Consider the following 11,027-nt stretch of genomic DNA (forward strand, 5'->3'; position numbering starts at 1 on the left):
TCAGCGTCTGGATGGCCCGGTCCGGTCCGGAAACCCCACGGAACAGCCACAGGTCACCGGTCCGCGTTTCGGCCAGCACTTGATCCAAGGTGAGCGTGCTCGAGTTCACCAGAGCACTCTAAGCAGAGATCGGCGGCGTTAGCCTGTGCTGATGCGCAACATTTGGAAGTGGGTCGGGTTGGCCGGTGTCGCGGGAGTGGTCGCCGGTGGTGCGTTGGTGGTGCGCGATCAACGCAAACGGCGGGCCTATACACCCGACGAGATCCGGGCTCGATTGCACCAGCGGCTGGCCGAAACCGAGGCCGGCGGTTACGAGTCGGGCCCGGAATCGGCCTCAACGGCGAATAACCGGTAACTACCGGAGAAACCCTTCAACTCGACTTCGCGGCCGTCGTCGAAACCGATCCCGTCGCACTCCGCAACGGCATCCCGGACCGGCTCACTCACCAGAATCTGACCGCCCTCCGCCTGCGCGGCAACTCGGGCCGCCATCGCGACGTTGCGGCCGAACAGGTCGTCACCGCGGCGTACCGAGCGACCCATGTGGATGCCGATGCGTACCCGAATATCATGGTGCCGCTTGCGTTTTGCGTCTCGGTCCAATGCTTCCTGGATGTCGATGCCACACCGCACCGCGTGCTCGGCGCGGGAGAAGGCGACCATGTATCCGTCGCCCTGGCTCTTGACGATGTGCCCCTCGCGCTTGCGCACCCGCTCTTGAACCAATTTGTCATGCGCGCCAATCAGTTTGACCCAGGCGCGGTCACCGATCCGCTCGTTGAGGGCGGTGGACTCCTCGATGTCGGAGAACAGGATCACCACCCGCCCGTCCGGAGTCACCCGCGCCAGATCGGGCCGTTCCACCTCCGCCCAGTCGGCGAGGTCTTCGATCGAGCTGCGCACCACGGCGCCGAAACCTTCCTTGCGCATCAGGTTCGCGGTGTTCCACAGCGTCTTGACCGTCTCCCGGCTACCCGACCAGATCCGGCGCCTCACGTCGGTGCGTTGCCGCAACTCGTCCAGTTCCGCGCGAGCGCGCTTGAGCAGCACCGCGAGCGCGACGAGCCCGGCGGCCTCAACCGCCGCCAGGCCGGCAAGGGCGTAGAGGGCCAAGTGAAGCGGATCGCTCATGCGGGCCATCCTCTCAGGGCGGCTCCTCGGGACGGCCTGGCATCCTCCTTGTCGGGTGAATCGGCGATGTCTAGGGTTGAGTTTGGTCGCCGTGGGGAAGCAGTCTCTAGAAGCCAATTTGACGTCCTGGAGGTGGGAAATTGGCCGACGGCGAATGCGACGACTCGGATGTGTTTGTGATCTTCGGCCTCACCGGCGATCTGGCGCGAAAAATGACGTTCCGCGCGCTGTACCGGTTGGAGAGCCGCGAGCTGCTGGACTGTCCGATCCTGGGCGTCGCGAGCGACGACTTTTCGGTGGATAAGCTGGTCGCGCTCGCCCGGGAAGCCCTCGGCGACACTGGCGAGACGGTTGACGACGCAACGTTCGACCGGCTGGCAGACCGACTGTCCTACTTGCATGGAGACGTCACCGACCGCGGGCTTTACCAGGAGTTGGCCGAACGCATCAAATCCGCGCGACGGCCGCTGTTCTACCTGGAGATGCCGCCGTCGTTGTTCGCCCCGATCGTGGAGAACCTCGGCGAGGTGGGCCTGCTGGCGCACGCGCGGGTGGCGGTGGAGAAGCCGTTCGGGCACGACTACGAGTCCGCGTGTGAGCTGAACACCCGGTTGCGCTCGGTGCTGGACGAGAAGCAGATCATGCGGGTGGACCACTTTCTCGGCAAGCAGCCCGTCGTCGAACTGGAGTTCCTGCGCTTCGCGAACATCGCCCTGGCCAAGCTGTGGGACCGCGACAGCGTCGCCGCCATCCAGATCACCATGGGCGAGAACTTCGGCGTGGAGACCCGCGGCAAGTTCTACGACGCCGTCGGTGCGTTGCGCGACGTAGTGCAGAACCATCTGCTGCAAGTGCTTGCGCTGGTGGCGATGGAGCCGCCGGTCGGGCCCAACGCCGACGACCTGAATGACAAGAAGGCCGAGGTGTTGCGGGCCATTCCGGCATTGCAGCCCGAGCAGTGCGTCCGCGGTCAGTACCGCGGCTACACCGATATCCCGGAAGTCTCGAAGGATTCGCAGACCGAGACCTTCGTCGCGCTGCGCACCGAGATCGACAACTGGCGCTGGGCCGGGGTGCCGGTATTCCTGCGGGCCGGAAAGTGCCTGCCCGAGAAGGTCACCGAGGTGCGGCTGTTGCTGCGGCGCACTCCCGGCCTGTGCTTCCTGCCGGTGGCCAAACCCGCCGAGCCCAATCAGATCGTGCTGCGCATCGACCCCGAACCCGGTATGCGCCTGCAGCTTTCAGGAAAAGTCGACGACGGCTGGCATGACGTGCATCTGGACTCCTCGTTCGCCGAGGATCTCGGCCAACCGGAACGGCCCTACGAGCGCTTGTTTCACTCCGCGTTGACCGGTGACCATCAGCACTTCGCCCGGATCGACAGCATCGAACACACGTGGCGCATCGTCCAGCCGTTGCTGGACAATCCCGGTGAGATCCATCCCTACGATTGCGACACCTGGGGACCGGACGCCGCGGACGCGCTGCTGGAAGGCCACCACCCCTGGCAAGAGCCGTGGATGCCCAAGGACTCGGGCAAGTGAGGAGCGAAAAACTATGCAGCTGGGCATGATTGGTCTGGGCCGGATGGGCGCCAACATCGTTCGCCGAGTGGCCAAGGGCGGGCACGAGTGCGTGGTCTACGACCACAGCCCGGACGCGGTCGAGGCCATGGCCGGCGAGGACAATGTCACCGGTGTCTCGTCGCTGGCCGAGCTGCGGGACAAGCTCTCCGCTCCGCGCGTGGTCTGGGTGATGGTGCCTGCGGGGACCATCACGACCGGGGTGATCGACGAACTGGCCGACACCCTCGAGTCAGGCGACATCGTAATCGACGGCGGCAACTCCTACTACCGCGACGATATCCGGCACGCGGAGACGTTGTCCAAGAACGGTATCCGGTTACTGGACTGTGGTACCAGCGGCGGGGTGTGGGGCCGCGAACGCGGTTACTGCCTGATGATCGGCGGTGATTCGGACGCCTTCGACCACGCCGAGCCGATCTTCGCCACCGTCGCGCCGGGTGTCGATGCGGCACCCCGCACACCGGGCCGCGAGGGTGAGGTCGCGCAACCCGAGCAGGGTTACCTGTATTGCGGTCCGGCCGGCGCGGGTCACTTCGTCAAGATGGTGCACAACGGAATTGAGTACGGGATGATGGCCTCACTGGCGGAGGGCCTGAACATTCTGCGCAACGCCGACATCGGCACCCGTGTCGAGCAGGGCGACGCCGAAACCGCGCCGCTGTCGAATCCCGAGTTCTACCAATACAACTTCGACATTCCCGACGTCGCCGAAGTGTGGCGCCGCGGCAGCGTCATCGGCTCCTGGCTGCTGGATCTGACCGCTAGCGCCCTGCGTGAATCGCCGGACCTCAAGGAGTTCTCCGGACGTGTGTCGGATTCTGGCGAAGGCCGGTGGACGTCCATCGCAGCGATCGACGAGGGTGTTCCCGCGCCAGTGCTCACCACCGCGCTGCAGTCCCGCTTCGCCTCCCGCGACCTCGACGATTTCGCGAACAAGGCCCTCTCGGCGATGCGCAAGCAGTTCGGCGGGCACGCCGAAAAGCCGGCGAACTAGCGGCATACCCTCCGCCGAGAGTGCAATCCGCGACGGATTAACGGCGTGTCGCGTCGGGAATCGCACGCTCGGCGTCAGATCGGGACCCCGTTCGCTCCACGAACGCCACCACGACGTCGCTGAAGGCGTCGTTGTCGTCGCCCGCCGCGGTGTGCCCCGCGTTGGACAGTTCGACGAACTCCGCCCGCGGCACCTGGGTCAGGAAATGTTCCACGCCTTCGAGGCTGACGACGTCGGAGAGCTTGCCACGGATCAGCAGCACCGGGATGGACAGGTTGGCCGCGGCCTCCTCGAAGCCTTCGGTGCGCAGCTCGGGGTCGTCGCCCGGTTTCGTCATGAACGCGGGGTCCCAGTGCCAGTACCAGCGTCCGTCACGCAGGCGCAGGTTTTTCTTCAGACCCTCCGGGCTGCGCGGCTTGGTCCGGTGCGGTAGGTATGCGGCGACGGCGTCGGCGGCCTCGTCCAGCGAGTCGAACCCGTCGATGTTGGTCATCATGAATTCGCGGATACGCGCGCTGCCGTCCTTCTCGAACCGCGGGACCACGTCGACCAGCACCAGCTTGGTCACCTTGTCGGGGCCGGCCCGGTCGGCGACCAGGATGCCCGTCAACCCGCCCATGCTGGCCCCGATGATCACCACCGGCCGGCCGATCGCGTCCAGGACGTGCATGACGTCGGCGGTCAGCGTCTCGACGTCGTAGTCGGCGTCCGGGGCGCGGTCACTGTCGCCGTGCCCGCGGGTGTCGATGGCGATGACGTGAAAGCCGTCATCCGCCAGAATCTGCCCGGTGTTCTTCCAGGAGAAGCGATTCTGCCCGCCGCCGTGCAGCATCAGGATGGTCGGGCGGTCGGCCGTCGTGACCGCGCCGCGGTTCCATTCGTCGGCCACCAGGGTGATCGCGTTCACCCCGGAAAACTCGACCGTTTGTGCGCTGGTGCTCATGTGGTGAGCCTTTCGTTCGGTTCGGGTTGTTGATTGGTGAGATATGCGGTGATGACTTCGACGAGCATCTGGCGGTCTCGGCTGCTGTCCAGCGGCTTGGGCCAGGTCAGCTGCAATGCGACCATGCCGCGCACGGTGCTCCAGATCAGCTTGCCCAGGCGGGTCGCTTGCGCGGGCGCCAGACCGGTCCCCAGGTGCTGGCCGATATCGGCCATCCGCGCCGACATCGCCGCCAGATGCGCGTTGGCGGTGGCGGTGCGTGCGCTGCGGGTGGCGATCAGAATTTCCAGGGCCGCCATGGACGTCGGGCTGGAGAACGCCTGCCACACCGCCTCGACGACGAAGGCGGGACGCTGCTCAGGCGCGATCTGCGCCGCGAGGCCCGGCAACTCGTCGAGCGTATCGAGCAGTTCCGCAAATCCCTTGTCTACCACGGCCATCAAGATTCCGTGCAGGTCGCCGAAGTGGTATTGAACTGCACCCCACGTCATTCCGGCGCGCTCGGCGATCTGCCTGATGCTCGGCGGGGCGAAGCCCTCCTGAAGCACGTAGCGCACCGTTTCGTCGATGACCGCCTGGCGACTGCGGTCGGCGCGCGCCTGCGTTCCGCCGGCTGGTCTGCGGGCCCTCACCGCATCACGCCATGCAAGTGGTCGAGCGGCCGGAGGTCGTGGGCGGCCAATATGCCGCTGGGGGCGCGACACACCGCCTCGATGACGTTGACCACCCGCGCCGCCGTGGCGATGACGCCGCCCTGGTTGTGATCGATGTGCCCGCCCAAATGTGTGTTGATCTCGACGCCGGGACTGCCTTCGACGACCACCCGGTGCACGCCGGGCCGGCCGTCCGGCGGGTACGCCCAGTCCGGCGCGGCCGTCGCACCGAGTCGGTTGACGTGCTCCATCGTGATCACCGTCTTGCCGTCGCGGATTCCGTCGACACCGAACCGGACCGCGGCGACCTGTCCCGGGTCGACGTGCATCATCACGCAATCGATCGGTTCGGGCGTCACCCACTTTTCGCAGCGCTCTCGCACCTCGTCGAGTTCGACGCCGAGGTCCTGCGCCAGGCTGCGTACCTGCACGCCCCACATCGAGGTGAGCACGCCGGGTAAGAACATGACCGGCGTGTGATCCGGTGAGGTACCGAAACCGAAACTGACACCGGTGAATTCGGCGTCGTCGTAGCTGGCGTAGTCACAGATCTCCTGCACCGTGATGCTGGTCGCGCGTTCGGCCAGGCTCAACGCGGTATATGCCAGGGTGTCGCCGGAGAAGCCCGGGTCGACGCCGTTGATGTAGAGGGTCGCATCGCCTTCGGTGCAGGCCCGCTGCAGTGGTTCCCGCAACCAGTCGCCGGCCTGCTCGGGTGCCACCATCCACACGAACGAGGAGCCGACCACGTTCGTCCCGGCTCGCAGGAAGCCGGCGATCTCCTTGATGGCTTCCTTGGGCCGGGTCTCGGCCTGCGACGTGTAGACCACACAGTCGGCCCCCAGTGCCCGCAGTGCCTCGGCGTCGTCGGTGGCCAGCACACCGGTCGGCGTGGACAGCCCGCACAACTCCGCGGCATCGCGTCCGATCTTGCCTGGGCTGGATGCATGCACACCGACCAACTCCAGGTCTTCGCGCTCGATCAGCATCCGCAACGCGTGCCGGCCGACGTTGCCCGTCGAATACTGAATGACCCTGCGACTCATATCGATACCCTCGGCACGGGCCACAGCGGCGCGCGGCGGTTCATCGCAATCTCCTCACATCAGGTCCGTGATGGTTTTCAGGCCCGCCTCGTACAACACGCCCGGCAGCATGCCGCCGTCGATCTCGATCGTGGTGCCGTTGATGAAATCGGCTGTGCCCGAGGCCAAAAAGACGATCGTTCGGCCGACTTCGGCGGGTTCACCGCCGCGCTGCATCGGCACCTTGGCGAAATACTCGGCGCCGGTCGGGTCATCCTTGTTGAGGACGAACGCGCGGAAGTTCTCGGTGATCGTCGGGCCCAGCGCCACACAGTTGACCCGCACCTTGGGCCCCCACTCCTGCGCCAGCGAGCGGGTCAGCTGGTTGAGCCCAGCCTTCGCGGCGCCGTAGGACACCAGCGTGGGTGACCCCGCCGGGTGACTGGCACCGCTGGAGATGTTGACGATGCAGCCGGTGCCGTCCTGGGTCTTCATCTGCCGGTAGGTGCGGATGGCGAACCATATTGGGCTGATCAGGTTCATCTGCACAGCGAACGCGTGGAACAACGCGGTGCGTTCGAAATCGTCGGCGCTGCGTGGTGCCCCCTGCAGCCGTTGCACCAGTTCGGGGATCTCATCGACGTGGGGCGCCGGCACCGTGCCGCCGGCGTTGTTGACCAGGATGTCGATCCGGCCGTAGCGGTCGGCGACCCGTTGTACAAACGCGTCGATCGCGCGGTAATCGCCTTGGTCGCAGACCATTTGAGCGCTGCGTTGCATCCACTGCGGTTCCGACTCGACGCCGGGCAGCGCGTCCAGCGGTGTGCGCGAACAGCCGATCACGGTGGCCCCCGCCCGCAGCAGTTCGTGCGCAATGCCGACGCCGACCCCACGGCTGGTTCCGGTGACGACGGCGACTTTGCCGTCAAGCGAGCCCACCGATGGATAATTACACTTGTAATCTTTTTCGGCAAGCGCGGCGGAGTTTGTAACGCCTGCGGGCCAGCGCCACACCAATCACTGACACGAACACCACGACCCAGAAGGGATCACTCTCATGTCAGTGCAGAACACCGTTTCCAGCCCGCGCCCGGCCCGGCTGGGCACCCGGTTGACGCCCGTTCCCGATGTCGCCGCACGGTATGCCCTGGTGCTGGTGATCGGCTGGATCGGCGCGCTGAAGTTCACCGGGTACGAAGCGGCGGGCATCCAACCGCTGGTCGCCAACAGCCCATTGCTGAGCTGGGTCTACCACGCCTTCTCGGTCACCACCTTCTCCGCGATCCTCGGCGTGGTGGAACTGACTCTGGCGGCACTGATCGCGATCAAGCCGTGGCAGCCGCGGTTGTCGCTGCTGGGCAGCCTGGGGGCGGTCGGAATGTTCTTGATCACGCTGTCTTTTCTGTTCACCACGCCCGGGGTGACAGCGGCAGAGGCGGGCGGGTTCCCGGTTCTGTCCAGCACCGGGCAGTTCCTGATCAAAGATGTCGCCCTGCTGGCCCTGTCGGTGTGGACCCTGCGGGACGCGCTGGCCGCTAGAGTTCGGTAGCTCCGCCACGCTGCCTCGTCGATTGGATGCCCGTATGCCGCCACCGGACCAGGCGGACACCTTGGTGTCGAGGTTGCGCGCCGGTGACCGGCCGGCGTTCGCGGAATTGATCGACCGGTACGGGCCGTCGATGCTGCGGGTCGCGACGGATTACGTACCGAGTCGGGAGGTGGCCGAGGATGTCGTGCAGGAGACCTGGGTGGCCGTCCTGCAGGGGATCGGCCGATTCGAAGGCCGATCCTCGTTGCGCACCTGGATCTTCAGCATCCTGATCAATATCGCCAAGAAGCACGGGCTGGCCGAGCGGCGGCAGGTCGACACCGCGGCACGCGTCGCCGGCGGCGGCACCGTGGATCCGCAGCGGTTCCGCGACGCCGGCGATACCCAGCCGGGGCACTGGAAAGAGGCGCCCGCACCGTTTCCCGACACCCCAGAGGGATCTCTGCTCGGCGACGAACTGACCCGGATCGCCGGCCGGGGACTCGGCCGGCTGCCCGAGAACCAACGGGCGGTGGTCAGTCTTCGGGACGTGCTCGGCTTCAGCTCGGAGGAGGTGTGCTCGATGTTGGGGATCACCGCGGCCAACCAACGCGTGCTGTTGCACCGCGGGCGAGCGACGGTGCGCCAGGAACTCGAAGACTATCTTGGGACACGCCAATGACCTCGCGCGCAATGGATTGCAACGAACTCGTCGAACTCGTGACCGAGTACCTCGAGGGCACACTCGATCCCGAGACCAGGACGCGGTTCGACGAACATCTGACCGAATGCGACGGCTGCGGGAATTACCTCGAGCAGTTCCAGACCACCATCGACACGCTGGGCCGGGTCTCGCCGGACCGGCTCGATCCGAGTTTCCGGCAACGTCTGCTCGAGACTTTCGGTGGATGGCAGGCCGGCCCCACGGGGGAATAGCCGTTCCGGGCCGGCGATGAGTTTCCGATGCCGCCACGGTCTGCCCCTGTAACAGACCAGACGACAAAGGAGGCAGCCAGTGCCGACCATCACGCCCTCACTGTGGTTCGACAACAACTTGGAAGAGGCGGCGGAGTTCTACACGTCGGTGTTTCCGAACTCATACGTCGAGGGGTACACCCGGTACACCGACGTCGGGCCGGGTGAGCCGGGTTCGGTGGCGTTCGGCTCCTTCGTGCTCGACGGCCATCGCTTCATCGGGCTCAACGGCGGTCCGGTGTTCACCTTCGACGAGGCGGTGTCGTTCACCGTCGACTGCAAAGATCAGGACGAGGTGGACTACTACTGGGACCGGCTCGTCGAGGGCGGGACGGAATCGGAGTGCGGCTGGCTCAAGGACCGCTTCGGCCTGAGCTGGCAGATCGTGCCGGCTCGGCTGATGGAGTTGGTCAACGACCCGGATCCCGCCCGGGCGGCCGAGGCCACCAAGGCGATGCACGGCATGCGCAAGATCATCGTCGCCGACCTCGAGCGGGCGGTCGCCCAACTCTGAGCTGTTCTGCCTGGTAGGCGAGGCCCGGCCGAAACCGCCCTTCCTTGTCCCGTTGACGGCCGGTTACGTTGGACTGGTCGAGCAAACGGCGAACAGGAGTCGCGTTGTCTGAACCAGGCTGGATCGACGTCAAAGGCCCCAACGGCGACCTCAAGGCGCTCACCTGGGGGCCCGACGACGCCCCGATCGCCTTGTGTCTGCACGGATTTCCCGACACCGCATACGGGTGGCGCAAACTCGCGCCGCGACTGGCCGAATCCGGTTGGCGGGTCGTCGCGCCGTTCATGCGCGGCTACGCGCCGTCGGACATCCCGGTTGACGGGAGCTACCACATCGGGGCGCTGATGGACGATGCGCTGCGGGTGCGGGCGGCGGCGGGTGGCAGCGAGGGCGATGTGATCATCGGCCATGACTGGGGGGCGATCGCCGCGACGGGGCTGGCGGCCATGCCGGACAGCCCGTTCGCCAAGGCGGTGATCATGTCGGTGCCGCCCTCGGGAGCGTTCCGTCCGCGGGGTGGGGTTTCCGACCGCGGCCGGTTGGCCCGCGAGTTGGCGCGTCAGGTGCTGCGCAGCTGGTACATCAGCTACTTCCAATTGCCCTTCCTGCCGGAGCGATCCGCGTCGTGGGTGGTGCCGCTGCTGTGGCGGCGCTGGTCCCCGGGCTACCGGGCCGACGAGGATCTGCGCCACGTCGACGCCGCGATCGGCACGCCGGAGAGCTGGCGCGCGGCGCTGGGCCCGTACCGGGCCACGATCCGCAACACCCGGGCGCCGGCACAGTACGCGGAGCTGCACCGCTATTGGACGGAGCCGCCGCAGTTGGCGACGCTGTACCTGCACGGTCAGGACGACGGCTGCATGACGGCGGCGTTCACGCACTGGGTGGAGCCCATATTGCCTGCGGGCAGCGAGGTTTCGGTCGTCTCGCATGCCGGGCACTTCCTTCAGCTCGAACAGCCGGACAAGGTCGCCAACCTGGTGCTGACCTTCGTCGGTTCGCCCCGCTGAGGTGGCTGTCGGGCACCGGATGGCGGCCGTCGACGCCCAGTTCTACTGGATGTCGGCCAAGGTTCCCAGCGACCAGTTTCTGTTGTATGCGTTCGACGGCGAACCCGACGACGTGGACTCCGCCATCGACCGCGTCCGCGACCGGGCGCGCGCCTGCGCAGACCTGAGCATGCGGGTCGCCGATGACTGCGCGGCGCGGTATCCGCGGTGGGTGCCCGCGCCGCCCGAGCCGGATCAGATAGTGCGCCACGAGTTGAGCGAGTCGGCCGGCGCCGGCTGGGACGGGTGTCTGGTCGCGGTGGCCGGCCTCGCCGCCCACCAGTTGGACATCCGGCAAATGGCGTGGCGGCTGCACATTTTCACGCCGGTGGACGGCATTCCGGGAGTGCCCCGGCCCGGTACCGTTACGGTGCTGCAGGTCGCGCACGCGTTGGGGGACGGCGCCCGGGCGTCGGCCATGGCCGCGTGGCTTTTCGGCCGTCCGGTGCCGGTACCCACGGTCACCGCGACGCGGCCCGGGTTTGCTCCCCGGCTGGCGGTTGCGGCGGCGCGTGCGCACCGCACGGTCGACACCGGGCCTGGCGTTCGTGGCTACCGGCGGCCTTAACCCGACTCCCAAAGGCACCAGCCCCGCCTCGGTGTCGCGCATCAATTGGCGGTTGGCGCGC

13 protein-coding genes and 2 pseudogenes are annotated in these 11,027 nt (G+C 66.7%); 9 read left to right on the forward strand and 6 right to left on the reverse strand.

Going from position 1 to position 11,027, the window contains the following annotated elements:
* A pseudogene (locus A9X01_RS29975) lies at nucleotides 1–109 on the reverse strand (guanylate cyclase); the annotation flags it as partial.
* A 42-nt stretch (nucleotides 110–151) separates the two neighbouring features.
* On the opposite strand from A9X01_RS29975, the gene A9X01_RS17005 reads away from it, so the two are divergent.
* Nucleotides 152–355, forward strand: a complete 204-nt coding sequence (locus tag A9X01_RS17005; protein WP_081282431.1) for a hypothetical protein — start codon at nucleotides 152–154, stop codon at nucleotides 353–355.
* Here A9X01_RS17005 and A9X01_RS17010 read toward each other — a convergent pair.
* The gene (locus A9X01_RS17010; protein ID WP_065121860.1) at nucleotides 310–1,140 is read right to left on the reverse strand and encodes an adenylate/guanylate cyclase domain-containing protein; all 831 of its coding nucleotides are present in this window, start codon (nucleotides 1,138–1,140) and stop codon (nucleotides 310–312) included. The two genes, A9X01_RS17005 and A9X01_RS17010, sit on opposite strands and share 46 nt — an antisense overlap.
* 131 nt (nucleotides 1,141–1,271) lie before the next feature.
* On the opposite strand from A9X01_RS17010, the gene A9X01_RS17015 reads away from it, so the two are divergent.
* On the forward strand, nucleotides 1,272–2,675 hold the full coding sequence (locus A9X01_RS17015; RefSeq protein WP_065121861.1) for a glucose-6-phosphate dehydrogenase: 1,404 nt from the start codon (nucleotides 1,272–1,274) through the stop codon (nucleotides 2,673–2,675).
* A gap of 13 nt (nucleotides 2,676–2,688) precedes the next feature.
* Nucleotides 2,689–3,711, forward strand: a complete 1,023-nt coding sequence (gnd, locus tag A9X01_RS17020; RefSeq protein WP_065121862.1) for a phosphogluconate dehydrogenase (NAD(+)-dependent, decarboxylating) — start codon at nucleotides 2,689–2,691, stop codon at nucleotides 3,709–3,711.
* Nucleotides 3,712–3,748: 37 nt separating this feature from the next.
* Here the strand turns inward: gnd and A9X01_RS17025 are convergent, their stop codons facing one another.
* Genes A9X01_RS17025 through A9X01_RS17040 form a run of 4 tightly spaced genes read right to left on the reverse strand, consistent with a single transcriptional unit; the run spans nucleotide 3,749 to nucleotide 7,271 of the window.
* Complete coding sequence (locus A9X01_RS17025; protein ID WP_065121863.1) at nucleotides 3,749–4,654, reverse strand: alpha/beta fold hydrolase; 906 nt, start codon at nucleotides 4,652–4,654, stop codon at nucleotides 3,749–3,751.
* Nucleotides 4,651–5,286 carry a TetR/AcrR family transcriptional regulator gene (locus A9X01_RS17030; protein ID WP_065121864.1) on the reverse strand — a complete coding sequence of 212 codons (636 nt, stop codon included), beginning with the start codon at nucleotides 5,284–5,286 and terminating at the stop codon, nucleotides 4,651–4,653. The genes A9X01_RS17025 and A9X01_RS17030 overlap by 4 nt, the downstream gene beginning before the upstream one ends.
* Nucleotides 5,283–6,353, reverse strand: a complete 1,071-nt coding sequence (locus A9X01_RS17035; protein ID WP_065121865.1) for an NAD(P)H-dependent amine dehydrogenase family protein — start codon at nucleotides 6,351–6,353, stop codon at nucleotides 5,283–5,285. Before A9X01_RS17035 ends, A9X01_RS17030 begins: the two co-directional genes overlap by 4 nt.
* A gap of 54 nt (nucleotides 6,354–6,407) precedes the next feature.
* A complete protein-coding gene (locus tag A9X01_RS17040) occupies nucleotides 6,408–7,271 on the reverse strand; it encodes an SDR family NAD(P)-dependent oxidoreductase (RefSeq protein WP_065121866.1) in 864 nt (287 codons plus the stop codon).
* Nucleotides 7,272–7,389: 118 nt separating this feature from the next.
* Here A9X01_RS17040 and A9X01_RS17045 point away from each other — a divergent pair, with 118 nt between their 5' ends.
* From A9X01_RS17045 to A9X01_RS17070, 6 genes and pseudogenes are all read left to right on the forward strand, one after another.
* A complete protein-coding gene (locus A9X01_RS17045) occupies nucleotides 7,390–7,881 on the forward strand; it encodes a YkgB family protein (protein WP_081282430.1) in 492 nt (163 codons plus the stop codon).
* A 34-nt stretch (nucleotides 7,882–7,915) separates the two neighbouring features.
* A complete protein-coding gene (locus A9X01_RS17050; protein WP_065121867.1) occupies nucleotides 7,916–8,542 on the forward strand; it encodes an RNA polymerase sigma factor in 627 nt (208 codons plus the stop codon).
* Nucleotides 8,539–8,796: an anti-sigma factor family protein gene (locus A9X01_RS17055; RefSeq protein WP_253849160.1), complete on the forward strand. Its 258-nt coding sequence runs from the start codon at nucleotides 8,539–8,541 to the stop codon at nucleotides 8,794–8,796. The genes A9X01_RS17050 and A9X01_RS17055 overlap by 4 nt, the downstream gene beginning before the upstream one ends.
* 79 nt (nucleotides 8,797–8,875) lie before the next feature.
* On the forward strand, nucleotides 8,876–9,349 hold the full coding sequence (locus A9X01_RS17060; protein WP_065121869.1) for a VOC family protein: 474 nt from the start codon (nucleotides 8,876–8,878) through the stop codon (nucleotides 9,347–9,349).
* A 104-nt stretch (nucleotides 9,350–9,453) separates the two neighbouring features.
* Nucleotides 9,454–10,359: an alpha/beta fold hydrolase gene (locus A9X01_RS17065; RefSeq protein WP_065121870.1), complete on the forward strand. Its 906-nt coding sequence runs from the start codon at nucleotides 9,454–9,456 to the stop codon at nucleotides 10,357–10,359.
* A 19-nt stretch (nucleotides 10,360–10,378) separates the two neighbouring features.
* A pseudogene (locus A9X01_RS17070) lies at nucleotides 10,379–10,945 on the forward strand (DUF1298 domain-containing protein); the annotation flags it as partial.
* Between the last annotated feature and the right edge of the window lie 82 nt (nucleotides 10,946–11,027).

The sequence above is a fragment of the Mycobacterium asiaticum genome, from assembly GCF_001668675.1.
Taxonomy (GTDB): domain Bacteria; phylum Actinomycetota; class Actinomycetes; order Mycobacteriales; family Mycobacteriaceae; genus Mycobacterium; species Mycobacterium asiaticum_D.

Coding starts and splice junctions, on each gene's coding strand:
- A9X01_RS17005 (WP_081282431.1), top strand. CDS start 152: ATGCGCAACATTTGGAAGTGGGTCGGGTTGGCCGGTGTCGCGGGAGTG.
- A9X01_RS17010 (WP_065121860.1), bottom strand. CDS start 1,140: ATGGCCCGCATGAGCGATCCGCTTCACTTGGCCCTCTACGCCCTTGCC.
- gnd (WP_065121862.1), top strand. CDS start 2,689: ATGCAGCTGGGCATGATTGGTCTGGGCCGGATGGGCGCCAACATCGTT.
- A9X01_RS17025 (WP_065121863.1), bottom strand. CDS start 4,654: ATGAGCACCAGCGCACAAACGGTCGAGTTTTCCGGGGTGAACGCGATC.
- A9X01_RS17035 (WP_065121865.1), bottom strand. CDS start 6,353: ATGAGTCGCAGGGTCATTCAGTATTCGACGGGCAACGTCGGCCGGCAC.
- A9X01_RS17045 (WP_081282430.1), top strand. CDS start 7,390: ATGTCAGTGCAGAACACCGTTTCCAGCCCGCGCCCGGCCCGGCTGGGC.
- A9X01_RS17050 (WP_065121867.1), top strand. CDS start 7,916: ATGCCGCCACCGGACCAGGCGGACACCTTGGTGTCGAGGTTGCGCGCC.
- A9X01_RS17055 (WP_253849160.1), top strand. CDS start 8,539: ATGACCTCGCGCGCAATGGATTGCAACGAACTCGTCGAACTCGTGACC.